This is a genomic window from Xenorhabdus sp. PB61.4 (assembly GCF_963894935.1).
GTDB classification, from domain to species: Bacteria; Pseudomonadota; Gammaproteobacteria; order Enterobacterales; family Enterobacteriaceae; genus Xenorhabdus; species Xenorhabdus stockiae.
Genome location: NZ_CAWQJR010000046.1, coordinates 26563 through 45755 on the forward strand (window position 1 = coordinate 26563; position 19193 = coordinate 45755).

Annotated in this window: 16 protein-coding genes and 1 other RNA gene; 12 read left to right on the top strand and 5 right to left on the bottom strand. The window is 44.2% G+C overall.

Features of this window, described 5'->3' with window-relative positions:
• Positions 1 to 75 precede the first annotated feature (75 nt).
• Entirely contained in the window at positions 76 to 948 is an 873-nt protein-coding gene (mscS, locus tag AACX68_RS03790) for a small-conductance mechanosensitive channel MscS (protein ID WP_099121376.1), read from the top strand.
• A gap of 110 nt (positions 949 to 1058) precedes the next feature.
• Here the strand turns inward: mscS and AACX68_RS03795 are convergent, their stop codons facing one another.
• The gene (locus tag AACX68_RS03795) at positions 1059 to 2945 is read right to left on the bottom strand and encodes an enterotoxin (protein ID WP_228858399.1); all 1887 of its coding nucleotides are present in this window, start codon (positions 2943 to 2945) and stop codon (positions 1059 to 1061) included.
• 351 nt (positions 2946 to 3296) lie between these two features.
• Here AACX68_RS03795 and argO point away from each other — a divergent pair, with 351 nt between their 5' ends.
• Both argO and AACX68_RS03805 read left to right on the top strand, forming a co-directional pair.
• Complete coding sequence (argO, locus tag AACX68_RS03800) at positions 3297 to 3920, top strand: arginine exporter ArgO (protein ID WP_228858400.1); 624 nt, start codon at positions 3297 to 3299, stop codon at positions 3918 to 3920.
• A gap of 218 nt (positions 3921 to 4138) precedes the next feature.
• Positions 4139 to 4867 (top strand): oxidative stress defense protein, encoded by a 729-nt coding sequence (locus tag AACX68_RS03805; RefSeq protein ID WP_228858401.1) that lies wholly within the window; start codon positions 4139 to 4141, stop codon positions 4865 to 4867.
• Here AACX68_RS03805 and AACX68_RS03810 read toward each other — a convergent pair.
• Positions 4864 to 5769 (bottom strand): LysR family transcriptional regulator ArgP, encoded by a 906-nt coding sequence (locus AACX68_RS03810; RefSeq protein WP_228858402.1) that lies wholly within the window; start codon positions 5767 to 5769, stop codon positions 4864 to 4866. The genes AACX68_RS03805 and AACX68_RS03810 overlap by 4 nt on opposite strands.
• Positions 5770 to 5964: 195 nt before the next feature.
• On the opposite strand from AACX68_RS03810, the gene rpiA reads away from it, so the two are divergent.
• Positions 5965 to 6624 (top strand): ribose-5-phosphate isomerase RpiA, encoded by a 660-nt coding sequence (gene rpiA, locus AACX68_RS03815; RefSeq protein ID WP_228858403.1) that lies wholly within the window; start codon positions 5965 to 5967, stop codon positions 6622 to 6624.
• A gap of 270 nt (positions 6625 to 6894) precedes the next feature.
• Positions 6895 to 8136, top strand: a complete 1242-nt coding sequence (gene serA, locus AACX68_RS03820) for a phosphoglycerate dehydrogenase (protein ID WP_228858404.1) — start codon at positions 6895 to 6897, stop codon at positions 8134 to 8136.
• 70 nt (positions 8137 to 8206) lie between these two features.
• Here serA and AACX68_RS03825 read toward each other — a convergent pair whose 3' ends face one another.
• The 3 genes from AACX68_RS03825 to zapA all read right to left on the bottom strand — a co-directional run bounded on the left by AACX68_RS03825 (position 8207) and on the right by zapA (position 9553).
• Positions 8207 to 8803, bottom strand: a complete 597-nt coding sequence (locus AACX68_RS03825; protein ID WP_099111389.1) for a 5-formyltetrahydrofolate cyclo-ligase — start codon at positions 8801 to 8803, stop codon at positions 8207 to 8209.
• 50 nt (positions 8804 to 8853) lie between these two features.
• A non-coding RNA gene (gene ssrS / locus AACX68_RS03830) (6S RNA) lies at positions 8854 to 9038 on the bottom strand.
• Positions 9039 to 9247: 209 nt separating this feature from the next.
• Positions 9248 to 9553 (bottom strand): cell division protein ZapA, encoded by a 306-nt coding sequence (zapA, locus tag AACX68_RS03835; RefSeq protein WP_086955933.1) that lies wholly within the window; start codon positions 9551 to 9553, stop codon positions 9248 to 9250.
• Positions 9554 to 9795: 242 nt separating this feature from the next.
• Between zapA and AACX68_RS03840 the strand changes: the two genes are divergently transcribed.
• The 7 genes from AACX68_RS03840 to gcvP all read left to right on the top strand — a co-directional run bounded on the left by AACX68_RS03840 (position 9796) and on the right by gcvP (position 19136).
• Positions 9796 to 10371: a YecA/YgfB family protein gene (locus AACX68_RS03840; RefSeq protein ID WP_228858405.1), complete on the top strand. Its 576-nt coding sequence runs from the start codon at positions 9796 to 9798 to the stop codon at positions 10369 to 10371.
• Between the two features lie 47 nt (positions 10372 to 10418).
• Positions 10419 to 11729 (top strand): Xaa-Pro aminopeptidase, encoded by a 1311-nt coding sequence (pepP, locus tag AACX68_RS03845; RefSeq protein WP_228858406.1) that lies wholly within the window; start codon positions 10419 to 10421, stop codon positions 11727 to 11729.
• An 84-nt stretch (positions 11730 to 11813) separates the two neighbouring features.
• Positions 11814 to 13004 (top strand): 2-octaprenyl-6-methoxyphenyl hydroxylase, encoded by a 1191-nt coding sequence (gene ubiH / locus AACX68_RS03850; RefSeq protein WP_228858407.1) that lies wholly within the window; start codon positions 11814 to 11816, stop codon positions 13002 to 13004.
• Positions 13005 to 13028: 24 nt separating this feature from the next.
• Positions 13029 to 14261 (top strand): FAD-dependent 2-octaprenylphenol hydroxylase, encoded by a 1233-nt coding sequence (gene ubiI / locus AACX68_RS03855; RefSeq protein ID WP_228858408.1) that lies wholly within the window; start codon positions 13029 to 13031, stop codon positions 14259 to 14261.
• A gap of 369 nt (positions 14262 to 14630) precedes the next feature.
• Positions 14631 to 15728: a glycine cleavage system aminomethyltransferase GcvT gene (gcvT, locus tag AACX68_RS03860; RefSeq protein WP_228858409.1), complete on the top strand. Its 1098-nt coding sequence runs from the start codon at positions 14631 to 14633 to the stop codon at positions 15726 to 15728.
• 47 nt (positions 15729 to 15775) lie between these two features.
• A complete protein-coding gene (gene gcvH / locus AACX68_RS03865; protein WP_228858410.1) occupies positions 15776 to 16168 on the top strand; it encodes a glycine cleavage system protein GcvH in 393 nt (130 codons plus the stop codon).
• Positions 16169 to 16259: 91 nt separating this feature from the next.
• A complete protein-coding gene (gene gcvP, locus AACX68_RS03870; protein WP_228858411.1) occupies positions 16260 to 19136 on the top strand; it encodes an aminomethyl-transferring glycine dehydrogenase in 2877 nt (958 codons plus the stop codon).
• Positions 19137 to 19193: the final 57 nt, after the last annotated feature.

Genomic DNA, 19193 nt, shown 5'->3' on the forward strand with positions numbered 1-19193 from the left:
GCTTTCTGCCATAATTTCTATTCCATCGCTTTCGTGTTCATGTAGATAGGTTCCAACAAAAAAAGGTAGGCTTTTATGGAAGAGATCAATCTGTCCGGTGAGATAGATAAAGCAACACATTGGCTGGTCAATAATCAAGAAATACTGATCCAGTATGCAATGAATATCGTATTTGCCATTTTAATTCTGATAGTCGGTCTGTCTATTGCCAAGCTGGCATGTAAGGCAGTGAAACGCGTTATGTCGTTACGTGGTGTTGATACGACTATTTCTGACTTTTTATCAGCCATAATTCGTTATGCCATTATCGCGTTTACTATCATTGCCGTTCTCGGAAGGTTAGGGATCCAGACTGCATCTGTTATTGCGGTTATTGGTGCCGCCGGTTTGGCTGTTGGTCTGGCATTACAGGGCTCATTATCAAATTTTGCGGCAGGTGTGCTGCTGGTTATTTTCCGCCCGCTTCGTGTTGGTGAGTATGTCATCATTGGGTCAGTGGAAGGGACGGTCGTACAGGTGCAGATTTTCTCTACAACATTACGTACGGCAGATGATCGTATCATTGTTATCCCTAATGGAAAGATTATTACAAATAATATAATCAATACCAGCCGTGAACCAAACCGCCGTACTCAGATTATGGTCGGTGTGGCATATGACGCAGATATTGATGAAGTTAAAAAAGTATTGGGTGATGTTATTCAAGCGGATAACCGTATCCAGCATGACAAAGGTGTAACTATTCGGTTGCATGAAATGGCACCTTCATCACTTAATTTTATTGTACGTGTATGGACAACCAATGGTGATGCCTGGAGTGTTTATTGGGATCTGATGGAAAACTTCAAGCGAGCTTTAGATAAACATAAGATTGGTATTCCTTTCCCACAAATGGATGTTTATCTTCATCAGCAACAGATTGCTTTGCAGAAGAACACAGACAATTAACCAAAAATTTTGATGTAAGAAATACTTGGTGTGAGAAATAGATACACTCACACCAAGTCAGAGTTTGCTTAAACGGCATTTAAATTTTTAATCAGAGAAGTCGGTGTTGCTTACTTCATAGGTACGGCTTCAAATACAAGCATTTCCAGCGGTTTTAGTGTCACGGTGACAGCTTTGGTATAGTTTTCCGGTACAGTGGAGTTATTGTCGTATACGGGGATTAGTCTGAAATGCGAGGTTTCTCCTCTCGGGATTTCAAAGTCTTTTGCCATATCCAGATAATATGTTTGTTCTTTATCTGACGGATTGCGAAGACCGAGAATTGCTTTACGTTTATTCCATGATGCCCAGCCGTAAATTTTCAGTGCATGGGGATCGCCGCCTATCCAGTGGCTATCTATCAGTACATCTGAATTGCTCCGTGACCACTTAGCCGCTTTCTCCAGCGTATCCCATTTGGCCTTATTCAGCATAGACGGTGTGATATATAGCTCTTGTAGCTGTGAACCGGTGGCGAAGTAGCTCCAGACCTGATCGGCGAAATCACCATCCGTTTGTACCTTCTCCAGTCCATCATAGGAGCTTTTCGCGCTGACGATGCCGTGGTACATCAATGAATTAAGTGGTAATAACGGACTCTTTTTCACAATCGAGCGATAAGTCTCTGCATCACGGTAAGTGACCCACTTCTGAGCTGGCGAACCTTTACCGTCTAAATTGATATCAGAACCCTGACGCCAGATAGAATCGGCGTAGAACAGCCAGGAAGGGCTGGCAGTGGTGCCGGTTGTCAGGTTGATGAACAGATCCTTGTTAGCCGCTCGCATATTATTAATGAGGGCAATCGAGGCATCGAAATCGGAAGCAAACGGGCTACCTTTAATATGCGAATTGGCATTACCCATACCGTCCAGCTTGAAGGAAGTAATGTGTTCATTTTTGATGAGGTTAAGAACTTGGGCGTTAAAGCTTTTGAAATAATTTGGACCAGAGAGAGCGAACCCTCCATTAGCTGTTTCAAAACCATATTCTTTGGCATGCGAGACGCGGGTTTTGCCTGATTCACCATAGCCACCCCATGGGGAAAGCCACAAACCTATTGAACTGTGCAGGCTGGCTGCTTTGTTTCTAATGGTATCGAAATGGCTGAAGGCAGGGCTAAACAGCCATCTGCCAGTGAGGTCATCCCAGCCATCATCCAGTAGAAAGGCATCAAGCTTCACACCACGTCCGGTAATGAATTCTTTATTCCATTCATCTATCCGTTTCAATACATCTTGTTCGGTGTAGGCGGAGCCAAAGCCTATATCCATCCAGCTATTGTAGTGTAGATAGGGTTTATATGGACGTGGTCGCAGTGTGTTGATCAGTTGGTTAACACTGCGGCGTAGTTGATTGGTTTCCGGAAAGGTGCCAAGGAAGAGAGTATAGCTGAGCGGAATTTTAGGCTGGATAGCCATTTTCAGCTCGACGTTCAGGCTACTGCTTGCTTCATGGACATTGGTATTCACAAAAGGTTTTTTGGGCAGAATGACAAATGGGTTGGCAATGATTGGTGAGCTGTTGATTTCGCCATCAATATAAGGTGCCGGAGATTGCTGCTTAGTTGGGAAGAAGGTGATGTTAGTAATTTCTCTGGGTTTACCTACCGCAGTGATAGTGTAATTAATGCTGGCATATTTCTTTTTCAGCATGCTCAGTACGACGGTGACGTTAAAATCCTTGTGGGAATAATCAATCTTAATTGCGTTATCCCGTTGTTCTATATGTTTGATTTTAAAATCAGCGGTATGAATCACATCTTGATTTGGCAGTGTTAGGAAAAAGAGTTCCTGTGATGTGATCTGGCGGTGGAACGGTTTATCCTGAATCGTAACGACAGACTTAGGCTCTTCAAACGAGATCTTAATATTGTCGTTGGTCAGGACATAATTTGCGGCAAAAGCGCTATTCGAAATAAGCAGGCTAATTAATGAAACTTTTGTGATATTTTTCATAGGAAGCTCTTTATTTTTATTTAGAAAAGGAAAACATTTCGGTAATTGAAATAAGAATAAAAGTGAAAAAAATGTTTTTTAGCTTGGCAGCTGCGTTCATGTTCAAATAAAAATAAACCGCGAGGGGAAGAGTATGTCTCTATCCCCCCTTAATCAAGGGCTATATGTAGCATGGTATACTTCAACCGTCCGTCACATGCGGAAGGAAATAATCAGGCGGACTGTTTACCTGCTCAGTGATTTATTAATTTTATTAATGATGAATAAGAATAATTAATTTTTACTAATGAATGTGTTTGCCTAATATGCAGATAGACCTCATTTTATTGAATAATTATTAGGAATTTCTGCATGTTTTCGACGTTAATTCAGGGCTTTTTTCTTAGTGCTGCAATGATCATCCCACTTGGACCCCAAAATGTTTTTGTGATGCAGCAGGGCAGTAAAAAACAATTTCATCTGATGAGTGCCGCATTATGTGCCATCAGTGACATGATTCTGATTATGGCTGGGATCTTTGGTGGAAGTGCCCTACTTGGGCAATCTACTTTTCTGTTACAGGCGGTGACATGGGGAGGCGTTGCATTCCTCTTATGGTATGGATGGGGGGCTTTTCGGGTCGCATTATTTGCGGATTTTTCACTGTCCAATAAAGATGTGGTTGTTCAAAGCCGCTGGCGGATTATTGTGACATTATTTGCAGTCACCTGGCTGAATCCTCATGTTTATCTGGATACCTTTGTTGTATTAGGTAGCATTGGAGGTAGATTATCAGCTGAGTTGAGGCCGTGGTTTACCATCGGTGCAGTGACTGCCTCTATCAGTTGGTTTTTCGCATTGGCGATACTCGCCGCGTGGTTTTCTCCAGTCCTTAATCAACCGCGTTCTCAACGCATCATTAATCTGTTTGTGGGATGTGTAATGTGGTATATCGCATGGAATTTATTGAAGCAGGGATTACAGATTTTTAATTAACTGAAACAATTCTTTATAATTTAAACAATTCTTTATAAATAGTGTGCTAATGTTTCTGAAAATTGCTTGTCATACTGTCTATTGGGATCTTCTAGCCTATTAGACTGTTACAGGTTATTAGAGTCTGACCAAAATGCTTATTTATTTGCTGTATATCCAGTTTGTTTCGAGTTAACAGTGGCTTGAAAGAGGGTGGGTATATCCGAAAGGAGGTTTTAGTGAAACGTAACTCACTGATATTTGCTGTTATGCTGGCTGTAGGCAGTATGTCAGTTTCAGCGGCGGAATTACCATCTGTTCCACATATATCTACTTCTGGTAGTGCAACAATCAAAGCAGCCCCGGATATGGCAACTCTGATGATTCATGTCAAAGTGAGCCAGAAAAGCGCGACCGAGGCCAAGCATAAAGTTGATGCACGTGTTGCCAAGTATTTTGATTTTTTGAAGGCGAGTGGTATCGATAAAAAGGATATTAATGCGGCCAATATCCGGACTCAGCCAGAATATCAATATGATCAGAAAAATGGTAAATCGACCATTATAGGGTATAGCGCATCTCGCTCAGTTGAAGTCAAAGTACATAAATTGGATCAACTGAATCCGTTGCTGGATGGAGCTTTGAAAGCAGGACTGAATGAAATTAATTCTGTGCAATTCAGCGTTGCTGATCCTCAGCTATATCGTAGTGAAGCCAGACAGAAAGCGATCGCAAATGCGATTCAACAGGCAACTGAACTGGCAAAAGGCTTTAACAGTAAGTTAGGTGCTGTATATAGTGTCACTTATCGTCCCCCTGAAGCTGTACCTTATCCAATGAACAGACTGCAATTAAGGACAACTCAGATGGCAGCTGCACCAGCAGGGGATTCAGCAGATGAAACTTATGAACCACAAAGCATAGAGTTTTCTGATCACGTTGATGCAGTTTTTGAATTACAGCGTTAATTAATCTCATCTTCCTGACGTAACATCTGGCGCCCAAGTTTTAACAGGGCGTCAGTGACTTTTCTCATTGCACTGCTTTCTGGGGCAAACCGGTGCCAGTAAAGCATACGGCGCTGGTACAGCCCGGGTGTTAAATCAACTAATTCACTTGCTTTTAGTTCTCTGTCAATTTGTAAATGAGGGATCATACAGCATGTCGTGCCTTGTTTTGCTAATTGAACAAAGGCTTCAGATGAGTTAACGATATGGCAGGGCACACTACCCGGAGATAAATCAAAGTACTGCTGTAAAAAGGCCTGATGCATATCATCCAGATGGTCAAATGCAACCGCTGGTGCTTTCAATAAGGCAGAGCGTGTCACTCCATTAGGGAAAAAGCGATCAGCAAATTTAGGAGAAGCGACGAAGAGATAATCGAGAGCGCCTAATTTATCCACCAGACAGCTTGGCAGTGGTTGTGACTGAATACTGATGGCTCCGACAACTTCCCCGCGTCTCAGGCTTTCCTGTGTCCGGGTTTCATCTTCCACCTGAATATTGAGCCTGATGGGTAAATCAGAAAGCACCGGATGGAGTGCCGGTAAAAGCCAGGTAGCCAGACTATCTGCATTGACCGCAAGAGAAAGTAACAGGGGAGTTTCATTGCCATTCTCATCACCGAGCCATTGTGCTTCGAGTAATTCCACCTGATGTAATAACGCCAGCAATTTCTGTCCCTGCTCTGTAGGACGGGGCGGAACAGTACGCACTAAGAGTGGTTGACCAAATAAGTTTTCTAATTGCTTGATACGCTGGGACACGGCGGATTGAGTAATACAAAGCTTTTGGGCTGCACGTTCGAAGCCGCGTTCGCGGATCACGGCGTCTAACGCCTGTAAGGATCGGTAATCAGGACGTTTCATTGAAAATCAGGCTCTCCGTTTGTCATTAACTCTTCGATTATTCTGGAATGGTATTTATTATAGAATGATATTGTGTGCCCAAAATATTTTTCGGTCTAGGTAGCACTATGCCATATTTTTTCACAGGGTAAGATAAAATATTGTTTATACTGGCGGCTGGATTTTTCTTGTAATTGATTATAGGCAGTGATTGATATGACACAGGATGAACTGAAAAAAGCGGTAGGCTGGGCAGCGCTGGAATATGTTAAACCGGGAACAGTTGTGGGAGTTGGTACCGGTTCAACGGCATCTCATTTTATTGATGCGCTGGGGACAATGAAAGATCAAATCGAAGGTGCGGTATCCAGCTCAGAAGCATCAACTGAGAAATTGAAAAGTCTTGGCATCCCTGTGTTTGACTGTAATGAAGTTGACTCTTTAGACATTTATGTTGACGGAGCTGACGAAATTAATGCTCAAATGCAGATGATTAAAGGTGGTGGTGCGGCACTGACCAGAGAGAAGATCATTGCTGCGGTAGCAAAGAAATTCATTTGTATTATTGATGAATCCAAACAGGTTGACGTGTTGGGTAAATTCCCGTTACCTGTGGAAGTTATCCCGATGGCTCGATCTTACGTTGCCCGTGAGCTGGTAAAACTCGGAGGAACGCCGGTTTATCGTCAGAATGTTATCACTGATAATGGTAACGTTATTTTAGATGTTCACAATCTTGCCATTCTGAATCCTATCGAGTTAGAAAATAAAATTAATGCGATTGCAGGAGTAGTAACGGTAGGCCTGTTTGCTAATCGTGGCGCGAATGTCGTACTGGTTGGCAGTTCTAACGGAGTGAAAACGATTACAGAGTAACCGCTTGCGAAGGGCAGAATATTCTGCCCTTAAAAAATTTTCTGACTTATTCAAAAAATAAAATTCAGATATATATATTGTATTATTGATTAAATCTTCCTCAAAATCCTGATTTTACCTTGTAACGAAACCCTTTACTTTGCGTAACAACTTTTTTACTGTTTCTTATGCTGTTTTACAGGCAAACGATTATATTGCTGTTAACGTTTTTTTTGTTATTTTAGTGAAATCTATCGGCATTATGAAAGTTAGTACAACTAGGGCGGGTAAATGGTTAAGGTATCTTTAGAAAAGGAAAAAATTAAGTTTCTGCTGCTGGAAGGTGTTCATCAAAGCACAGTCGACAATCTGCGGGCAGCAGGGTACAGCAATATTGAATATCATAAAGGGGCATTAGAGCCGGAAGAGCTGAAAGAAGCCATCCGTGATGCTAAATTTGTTGGGATCCGTTCCCGTACTCAGTTAACTGAAGAAATTTTTGAGGCGGCTGAAAAGCTGGTGGCAGTCGGGTGTTTCTGCATCGGTACTAATCAGGTTGATTTGAACGCAGCAGCAAAACGCGGTATTCCCGTATTCAACGCCCCATTCTCTAATACGCGCTCAGTGGCTGAAATGGTATTAGGGCAGCTGTTGCTGCTGTTGCGCCGGGTTCCTGAAGCTAATGCAAAAGCTCATAAAGGTATATGGAATAAACAGGCAGCGGGCTGCTATGAAGCACGTGGTAAAAAACTGGGCATTATTGGCTACGGTCATATCGGCTCACAGCTAAGTGTTTTGGCTGAAAGTATCGGCCTTAATGTTTATTTCTATGATTTGGAACACAAACTACCACTGGGCAATGCTCAGCAGGTTCATCACTTATCGGAATTGCTAAATATGAGTGATGTTATCAGTCTGCATGTCCCTGAAACTCATTCAACCAAAAACATGATTGGGGCGGCAGAATTAGAACTGATGAAACCGGGCTCGATTTTGATCAATGCATCACGTGGTACTGTGATCGATATTCCTGCACTGACTGAAGCGCTGGAAATCGGGCACCTTTCTGGTGCTGCGATTGATGTCTTCCCTGAAGAGCCGGCAACAAACAGCGAACCTTTTGTCTCACCGCTAATCAAATTTGACAACGTATTGCTGACGCCTCATATCGGTGGTTCTACGCAAGAAGCACAACAGAACATCGGTTATGAAGTTGCAGGTAAACTGGTTAAATATTCTGATAATGGTTCTACATTATCCGCAGTAAACTTCCCGGAAGTTTCATTGCCTCTGCATGCGAAGGATACCAATCGGTTATTGCATATCCACGAAAATCGTCCGGGTATCTTAACCAGCATTAACCAGGTTTTCACCGATCAGGAAATCAATATTGAGGCACAATATCTGCGCACTGAAGGTGATATGGGTTATGTTGTTATCGATATTATGACGCAAAATCCGGCTCAGGCGGAATTAGTCCTGCAACAGCTAAAAGCTTTGCCTGGTACTATTCGCTCTCGTATGCTTTACTAACTAAAATGATATAAGGGCTATTATTATAGCCCTTACGCATTGAAATTTAAGAATAAATAATTTTCAGCGGTTATACCCAGCGCCATGTTTTTTCTGGAGTGATTATTTCAGGTAAAGGAATATCCCAACTTGCGCTGGGTAATGAGTCAACCAGTTGAAAATTATGTGCTAACCCAATTGGATAAAAGTTTTGCTGTTGCCATTTGGCAAGCGTCCTGTCGTAGAAACCTCCGCCCATCCCTAAGCGCTGCCCGCTACGATCAAAAGCAACGAGCGGAATAAACATAATATCCAGCTCAGAAACAGGTAAAACCTGCCGGATATCCAGTGGCGGTTCTTCTATCCTGAATTGATTCCGGATGAGAGGAGTGTCAGGCTGATAACGAAGAAACAGCAAATGATTCCGACTGAAAGGGTGTAATACCGGCAAATAGACCTGTTTATTTTGTTGCCAGAGTTGCTGAATCAACGGGCGTGTATCTAGTTCACCATCAAAAGAGAGATACAAGGCAATTTTTTTTGCTTGCAGGATTTTAGGATGTTCCATAACCCGCTCAGCGGCCTGTAGGGCGAATCGCAATTGTTGTTCAGGGGAGAGGTTTTTACGTAGTTGACGAATGTCTTGTCTGATGCTTTTTCGAAGAGAGAAAAAGGAATCTGATTGCATAGTACCTGCCTATTAAAGTAGTGCAGAAAAGGATACAAAACAGATAGATAGGGTTCTCCAAGATGCCGCTGCAGGTGGTAACCCTTGAACCCTTGGTTCAAGGTGAACATGGTGTCGCCCCTATTAGGCTTCTTGGACTAGCCAAGCATGCTCACAAGAAACGGAGCACCACATTCTATCAGATATGAAATATCGGCTCAGGGGACATCCCCGCTCACGAACACCTCAGAGAAATTTTTTATTACTTTAAACTAATTAGCCAGGAATCTACAATCAGAACCTACCCATTTAGTCTTAAGTAATATCATGTAGCCTATTGTATGGAACTAAATGGAGAAAGCAACTGCTTATGTTCATCTATCGTGACTACTGCCTGATTTCTAAACAAGGATAAGTCTACTGACGATATAAAGCTGGTTAATTTCGGACTTTTGTAACTTTGCCCTAACTTTTGTTACCTTGCTCTAACAGTGCCTGCTCAATCGTCTGCTGAAGCATTTTAATTTTTTGTTCCATATTATAGGCGTAATCACGGGTTTTCATTTTTTCCTGTGCCAACTCGTGACAGATATTCAGCGCCACAATAAAAACCAGTTGCTCAGTGTTAGTCACTCTGGTGCGTTCTTTGAGGTTATGCAAACGCTGATCAAGTTCATCCGCAGCAGCCTGCAATGCTTCTATCTGCTCTGGTGGACAATTGACACGTAATGACCGCCCAAAAATCTGAATATCTACTGGTTGTGCAGACATGACACCTTCCTGATTTATTACTGTGCCGATACCTTAATTTTGACATACACCCTTTATCTTTCCAGAGTTGCGGTAATCTGGAAAAATAAAGGGTGTAAAAACATATTCTGGTATAAAAGTAAGGCCGACACCAATCATTACCGTGCAATACCAAAAAACAACCTGATTATGTTGTCTGGTATAGCGACTCCCCTTGATGGTAGCATAGCATGAACTTATATCGCCAACGATGATCAATATACATGTCTATACAAAACTCATTACCTAATTATCAGTCATTTGATGAAATTTTGCATCAACAGTCCGTCGCTTTAACTGCTGCGGAAATGCACGGTTTAATCAGCGGGTTACTGTGTGGTGGAAATCACGACAGTAGCTGGCAGGCTCTTGTTCATGATCTTGCCAATGATGGTCTGGCATTTTCACAGATCCTCGCGCAGCCAATCAGAGAATTGTATGAAACAACCTTCGAGTCATTGGATGACAGTAATTTTCACTTTAATTTATTGCTTCCTGATGATGAAGAGGGTGTTTTTGCATGTGCCGATGCGTTGGCAGGTTGGGTAAACCACTTCTTGTTAGGGATAGGCGTAGCTGATCCTAAGTTAACAGAAAGAAAAGAAATTCAGGAAGTTATTACGGATTTACGTAATATAGGGATGCTGGGATATGACGAAAGCGAAGATCAGGAAGAGTTAGCTCAGGCACTGGAAGAAGTACTGGAATATGTTCGTGTTGCAGTGCAACTCTGCTACATCGCACTGGCGACACCTAAAAAAGCAGGCAATACCAAAAACGAAAAACCAACGCTGCATTGATTGGTGATTAATTAATAACTAATAATAATGAGATTGCAGGAGAGGGTATGACCAAACAAGAATATTTGTCCCGTCGTCAGGTATTATTGTCGAAAATGGCACCGGCCAGTGCGGCCATTATTTTTGCAGCCCCGCATGCGACACGCAATTCAGATAGTGAATATCCTTATCGTCAACATAGTGATTTTCTTTATTTGACTGGATTTAATGAACCAGAGTCTGTTCTTATCCTGATCAAAAGTGATGAAACTCATAATCACAGTGTGTTGTTTAACCGGGTGCGTGATTTGACGGCGGAAATCTGGTTTGGTCGCCGGCTCGGGCAAGAAGCTGCGCCGGAAAAACTGGGCGTTAATCGCGCTTTACCCTTTGATGCTCTTGATGAGCAACTCTACCTGCTGCTGAACGGGCTGGACGTGGTTTATCATGCACAGGGCGAATTTGAATATGCCGACAAGATAGTCTTCAGTGCCCTGGATAAATTGCGGAAAAACAGCCGTCGTAATCTCACTGTGCCATCAATCATAGCTGACTGGCGCCCGTGGCTACATGAAATGCGTCTGTTTAAATCAGAAGCTGAATTGGAAATCATGCGTAAAGCGGGGCAAATCAGTGCACAGGCTCATACCAGAGCGATGCAGCATTGTCGCCCGGATATGTTTGAATATCAGCTTGAAGCGGAAATTCATCATGAATTTACCTATCATGGTGCACGCTATCCTGCTTATAACACCATTGTTGGTTCCGGCGAAAATGCCTGCATTCTGCATTACACAGAAAATGATCGCTGTATGAAAGCTGGCGATTTGGTGCTTATCGATGCCGGTTGTGAATATAAAGGTTATGCGGGTGACATTACGCGAACATTTCCGGTCAATGGTAAATTTACCCGCCCTCAGCGAGAAATTTATGACATTGTGCTGAAATCCATCAATGTCTCTCTGGAGCTTTATAAACCGGGTACCAGCATGCGAGAAGTGACGGGGCAGGTTGTGCGTATTATGGTTGAAGAATTGGTTAAGCTGGGCATTTTGCATGGCGAAGTCGAATATTTGATCGAGACCAATGCTTATCGCCAATTTTTCATGCATGGTTTAAGTCACTGGCTGGGTCTGGATGTTCACGATGTCGGGCACTATGGTGTGGATCGTGATCGTATTCTGGAACCGGGCATGGTACTGACGGTTGAACCGGGGCTGTATATCGCACCGGATGCTGATGTACCGCCGGAATATCGGGGAATTGGGATCCGCATTGAAGACGATATTTTGATTACAGAATCAGGTAATGAAAATTTAACCGAATATGTCGTTAAAGATCCTGATGAAATTGAAGCACTGATGGCACAGGTAAAATAGAGTCATATACCCGATGGGTTTCAAACTGCATCGCAGTCAGGAGGCAGTCTGAAAAACGAAGGGGAAAGTAATCAGGAAGTGATAATGAGCGTGATTATCGTAGGAGGAGGAATGGCCGGTGCAACACTGGCGCTTGCCATTTCTTCTTTAAGTCGGGGGCAGTTGCAGGTTTCTTTAATTGAAGCGGCAGAGCCGGCACAGGAACATCCGGGTTTTGATGCAAGGGCAATTGCCTTAGCTTATGGCACATGTCAGCGTTTAAACCAGATAGGCATCTGGTCTGCCCTGAAAGATTGTGTGACGCCAATTACTCACGTTCATGTCAGTGATCGCGGTCATAGCGGTTTTGTGAATATCCGAGCGGATGACTATAACATTCCGGCATTGGGCAACGTGATTGAATTGCACAATGCCGGAAGTCGTTTGTTTGGTTTATTAAAACAGGCACCGAATATCCGGCTTTACTGTCCGGTGAAAGTGAGTTCTGTTGAGCGTTTCGACTCTTCTGTCTCTATTACTTTGGATAACGGTGAAAAACTGACGGGAAAACTGCTGGTAGCAGCAGACGGAAGCCAGTCCACTGTGGCCAGTGCCTGTCATATTCCGTGGCAACGGCAAAACTATGGTCAGGCGGCCATTATTGCTAATGTTCTGACATCTGAAAATCCTCAGGGACGGGCGTTTGAGCGGTTTACCAAGCATGGCCCATTAGCATTGCTGCCAATGTCAGAAGGGCGCAGTTCATTGGTCTGGTGCCATCCATCAGAAAAACTGCCGGAAATCAGTCAGTGGAAAGATAGTGAATTTCTTCACCAGTTACAGAAAGCCTTTGGCTGGAGACTGGGTAAAATGTTGGAAACAGGTCAGCGACACTGTTATCCGTTGGTTTTATCCACTGCCGGGCAGCAGATTAGCCATCGTCTGGCACTGGTAGGTAACTCATCGCAAACGCTGCATCCGATTGCTGGGCAAGGTTTTAATCTGGGTATGCGTGATGTTATGGCGCTGGCTCAGGTGATTTCTGAAGCTGTGATTGAAGGGCTAGATATTGGTTCTTATAACGTTCTGGCGCGTTATCGGCAGCAACGGGATATTGATCGAGAAGTAACAATTGGTATTACTGATGGGTTGGTCAGGCTGTTTGCCAATGATTATTTTCCGTTGAAGGCCGGGAGAAATCTTGGACTGATGGCGATGGAGATGTTGCCATTGACGAAAGGAACACTGGCTCGCCAGACACTTGGGTGGGTCAACCATCATTCAACGGCAGAGTAAGTCAGATTAAGAGGAAATAAAAACATGCAGTCATTTGATGTGGTGATCGCAGGAGGCGGGATGGTTGGCCTTGCGCTGGCCTGTGGTTTACAGGGTAGCGGCTTGCGTATCGCGATTGTTGAAGAACACCCGCCAACCGGTAAATTTCATACCAATGATGAGCATGCGCTGCGTGTTTCTGCCATCAATGCTGCCAGTGAAAGATTATTAACTCATCTTGGCGTCTGGCAGAAGATACTGGCAATGCGTGCCAGTCCTTATCAGGGAATGGAAGTATGGGATCTGGATAGTTTTGGGCGTATTCAGTTCAGTGCAGCAGAAAATGGTCTGAGTCACCTTGGGCATATCATCGAAAACCGGGTGATCAGGCAGGCGTTGTGGGAACAGGCCGAAAGTCTATCTGACATCACAGTGTACTCTCCTGTTTCGCTGAAAAATGTTGCATGGGGAGAAAATGAAGCCTTTATTACTCTGTCTGATGAAAGCATGCTGACTTCACGGCTGGTGGTTGGTGCGGATGGTGCTCACTCATGGTTGCGTCAGCATGCGGATATTCCACTGACGTTCTGGGATTATGAACATCATGCACTGATCGCTACCATTCATACAGCGGAACCCCATCAGGGCGTTGCCCGCCAGGTCTTCCACGGGGATGGCATTCTTGCTTTTCTGCCACTGTCTGATCCACATTTATGCTCTATTGTCTGGTCATTACCTGCTGAAGCAGCAAAACAGCGCAAAGCAATGGATACCGAGTTATTCAACCGACAGTTGAGTGCTACCTTTGATATGCGTCTGGGGCAATGTGAGCTGGTTAGTGAGCGGCAAACCATTCCTTTGATGGGGCGTTATGCGCGTAATTTTGCGGCTCATCGGTTAGCTTTACTAGGGGATGCAGCACATACGATCCATCCGTTAGCCGGTCAGGGAGTCAATCTGGGGTTTATGGATGTAGCAGAGCTGATTGGCGAACTTAGCCGGCTGAATCAGGAGGGCAAAGATATCGGGCAATATCTCTATCTTGGTCGTTATGAGCGTCGTCGTAAACACAGTGCGGCTGTCATGCTGGCTGGCATGCAGGGTTTTCGCCAGCTATTTGATGGAAATAACCCTGTCAAAAAGCTGGTTCGTGATGTAGGGCTGGCTATGGCTGACCGTTTACCCGGAGTAAAACCACAGTTACTCCGCCATGCAATGGGTCTTCATGATCTACCGGATTGGTTGATGACTCAGTCCGATTCAGTTGAAAAATTCTAATGCCGCTTTAAATTTAGGATTAGTTTTTTTTATATCAGGCTAAAGTGTATTCAGTCAATTTGCTTCGCGCTTTAGTCTGTTTCTAATAAAAAAAGTATATATTTTGTATTTTACTGCCAGTTTTTAGCGTCCTTCCACAATAAATTAGAAAAAAATCCTGCATGATAGTGAAGCATTTTTGAAGCTATCACTACAGTGTTAATAATTTATCCTATGGTTCATTTCCTTTTTCAGTGATAACTTCTAGTCCAAGGTATCGTTTGCGCTGTTAACCGTTTTTCTGCTTCATGATCCAATATTTGTCGGTTAATACGCCGTATTTACTCAGATCAAGAACATCTTCATGTCAAGAATGGAAAGAGGGAAATAATGTCAAAACACACCCCATTATATGAGCAACATCTGGCATGCGGCGCGCGCATGGTAGATTTTCATGGCTGGATGATGCCCCTTCACTACGGCTCACAAATCGACGAGCATCACTCGGTGCGTACTGACGCTGGTATGTTCGATGTTTCCCATATGACCATCGTCGACTTACACGGTACTGGTTGCCGTGATTTTCTCCGCTATCTTCTGGCAAATGATGTTGCCAAACTGACTGAAAAAGGCAAAGCACTCTATACCGGTATGCTGAATGCTTCCGGCGGCGTTATTGATGACCTGATTGTCTATTTTTTCACGAACGATTTTTATCGCATGGTTGTTAACTCAGCAACACGCGAGAAAGATTTAGCGTGGATAAAACAGCATGCTGAAAAATACCCTGTTGAGATCACCGTGCGTGATGATTTGGCACTCATTGCGGTGCAAGGCCCGAATGCACAATCTAAAGTTCAATCTTTGTTAAGTGATGAACAAAAACAAGCCATTACAGGTATGAAGCCATTTTTTGGTGTGCAGGCCAGTGATTTATTTATTGCAACTACCGGTTATACCGGTGAGTCCGGATATGAAATTGCCATGCCTCAGGAACAAGCTGCTGATTTTTGGCAACAATTACTCAAAGAAGGCGTCAAGCCGGCAGGATTGGGCGCGCGGGATACATTGCGTCTTGAAGCCGGAATGAACCTTTATGGTCAGGAAATGGATGAATCCATCTCTCCATTGGCGGCTAACATGGGATGGACAATCGCATGGGAACCGGAAGATCGCCAGTTTATTGGCCGTGAAGCCCTGTTAAAACAACGTGAGGCCGGAACAGAACAACTAGTCGGATTAATCATGCGTGAGAAAGGTGTATTGCGCAGTGGGTTAACAGTCGGTTTTACAGATGAAACGGGTGCAACACATTTTGGTGCTATTACCAGTGGGACATTCTCCCCTACATTAGGATTCAGTATTGCCCTTGCACGGATACCGCGAGGGGTTGGAAAGCAGGCGGTTGTCCAGATCCGTAATCGTGAGATGCCAGTTCAGGTTGTGAAACCGGGCTTTGTGCGGATGGGTAAATCGCTTGTAGGATGATTTTGGTCGCAACATTTTAATTAATAAAAAATAAGGAGATGGAACCGATGAGTCATGTACCCGTTGAATTAAAATATACCGAGTCACACGAGTGGGTTCGTTCTGAAGGAAATGGCGAATACACCGTGGGTATTACCGAACATGCCCAGCAGTTATTGGGCGATATGGTGTTCATTGACTTACCTGAAATCGGAATGCAGGTAAATGTTGGTGATGATTGCGCTGTTGTTGAATCAGTTAAGGCTGCTTCTGATATCTACGCACCACTGAGTGGTGAAGTCATTGCTGTTAACCCGGCTCTGGAAGGCTCGCCGGAATTAGTGAACAGCGGGCCTTATAATGATGGCTGGTTGTTCCGCATCAAGATGACTGATGAAAGTAAATTGTCTGAGCTGCTTGATGCAGACGGTTATCGGGCATTACTGGTAGAAGAAGAGTAAGCATTTATCGCCCCGCACCACTGGAACTATACCGTGAGCGGGGCGTTTTTCATATGTGCCGTTTTTAGCTAGTTTCAGGAAATTATTATCAATGACCCAGACTCTAATCCAACTTGAAAATCAAGGTGAATTCATTCGTCGCCACATTGGTTCTTCTGCCGGACAGCAAAAAGAAATGTTGGCAATGGTAGATGCAAGCTCCCTTGACGATCTCACTAATAAAATTGTTCCCCGTGATATCGCACTGGCAGAACCACCAGCAGTAGGAGATGGTGCGACAGAACAACAGGCACTGGCTGAACTGAAGGCAATTGCAGGTCAGAACAAGCGTTACCAGTCTTATATTGGTATGGGATATGCTCCTTCAATTCTCCCGCCGGTCATCCTGCGTAACCTGTTGGAAAACCCGGGTTGGTATACTGCATATACACCATACCAGCCGGAAGTTTCTCAGGGGAGACTGGAAGCTTTACTGAATTTTCAGCAAGTGACCATCGATCTAACCGGATTAGATCTCGCTTCAGCATCACTATTGGATGAAGCTACTGCGGCGGCAGAATCAATGGCAATGGCAAAACGTGTCAGCAAACTGAAAAATGCCGAACGTTTCTTTGTTGCTGATGATATTCACCCGCAGACACTGGATGTGGTTCGTACAAGAGCGGCGACATTTGGGTTTGATGTCATTGTTGATAAAGCAGAAAAAGTACTGGAACTGGAAGGCATCTTTGGTGTTCTGCTGCAACAGGTAGGGACTACCGGTGAAGTCCATGATTACAGTGATCTCATTACAAAACTGAAACAGCAAAAAATTATTGTCAGCGTTGCTGCTGATATCATGGCATTGGTCATGTTGACAGCACCGGGTAAACAGGGTGCTGATATTGTCTTTGGTTCAGCACAGCGTTTTGGTGTTCCGATGGGTTACGGTGGCCCATATGCCGCGTTCTTTGCCTGTCGTGATGAATACAAACGTTCAATGCCAGGCCGAATTATCGGCGTTTCCCGTGATGCTGCCGGAAACCGTGCATTACGTATGGCGATGCAGACACGTGAGCAACATATTCGTCGTGAAAAGGCGAACTCCAATATCTGTACATCTCAGGTATTACTGGCAAATATTGCGGGTATGTATGCGGTTTATCATGGTGCTGAAGGTCTGAAAAGAATAGCAGGGCGTATTCACCGGCTGACTGATATTTTAGCTTCAGCTCTGCAAAAAGCGGGTTTAACCCTGCGCCACAAAACGTGGTTCGATACATTGACGGTAGAAGTCACCGATAAGACACCAATACTGGCACGTGCTGAAAAAGCACACATCAATTTGCGCACAGATATTCTTGGTGCAATTGGTGTGTCATTAAGTGAAAAAACCAGTCGTGAAGATTTGATAACCCTGTTTCAGGTTTTAACTGGTACTGAAACGGTGTTAGATATTGATGCACTTGATCTTGAAATTTCAGAAGGCAGCCAGTCTGTTCCGGTTTCAATGCTGCGTAATGATGAAATGCTGACCCATGATAACTTCCGCCGTTATCACAGCGAAACAGATATGATGCGCTATCTGCACAGTCTGGAACGTAAAGATCTGGCCTTGAACCAAGCGATGATCCCGTTGGGTTCATGCACAATGAAATTGAACGCAGCCGCCGAAATTATGCCAATCACATGGCCTGAATTTACTGATCTGCACCCTTTCTGCCCTCCAGAACAGGCACAGGGCTATCAGCAATTAATTAGCCAGCTGTCTAACTGGCTGGTATTGCTGACGGGTTATGATGCAGTATCCATGCAGCCAAACTCAGGTGCTCAGGGAGAATATGCCGGTTTACTGGCTATTCGCCATTACTATGCCAGCCGTGGCGAGCAACACCGTCATATCTGCCTGATCCCAAGCTCTGCACATGGCACAAACCCGGCATCCGCGCATATGGCTGGCATGACCGTGGTTGTGGTCGATTGTGATAAAGATGGCAATATCGATCTGACTGACCTGCGGGAAAAAGCCGAAAAACATCGTGATGAACTAGCTTGTATCATGGTGACATACCCATCAACCCACGGTGTATACGAAGAAACAATCCGCCAAGTTTGTGACATCATTCACCAAAATGGCGGGCAGGTTTACCTTGATGGCGCAAATATGAACGCTCAGGTAGGGATCACCACTCCGGGCTTTATCGGTGCTGATGTTTCACACCTTAACCTACATAAAACCTTCTGTATTCCACACGGTGGCGGCGGGCCGGGCATGGGGCCAATTGGTGTGAAAAAACACCTTGCACCGTTCCTTCCGGGGCACTCTGTGGTGGAAATGGATTCATTAACCTCGCAGGGAGCAGTATCCGCAGCGCCATTTGGTAGTGCTTCCATTTTGCCGATTAGCTGGATGTACATTCGTATGATGGGTGCAAAAGGTCTGAAACAGGCCAGTCAGGTTGCGATCCTGAATGCAAATTACATTGCTGCTCGCCTGAAAGGGGCTTATGACATCCTCTATACCGGTCGTGATGGTTATGTTGCTCACGAATGTATTCTGGATATTCGCCCATTGAAAGAAGAGTTCGGTATCAGTGAAATGGACATCGCTAAGCGCTTGATTGATTATGGTTTCCATGCACCAACCATGTCATTTCCTGTTGCGGGAACTCTGATGGTTGAGCCAACTGAATCTGAAAGCAAAATGGAAATTGATCGCTTTATTAATGCCATGCTGGCAATTCGTGAAGAAATCAACAAAGTGGCAAAAGGTGATTGGCCTCTGGAAGATAATCCGCTGGTGAATGCACCACACGTTCAGGCTGAGCTGGTTTCTGACTGGGAGCACGCGTATAGCCGTGAAGTTGCCGTTTTCCCAACCACCGAGACAAAAGAAAATAAATACTGGCCGACAGTAAAACGTCTGGATGATGTTTATGGCGACCGTAATTTGCATTGTTCCTGTGCACCAATTGACGATTATCGTTAATTAAAAGAGTTTAAAAAATAAAAGCAGTACTGAGAGGAGTCTCATACTGCTTTTTTA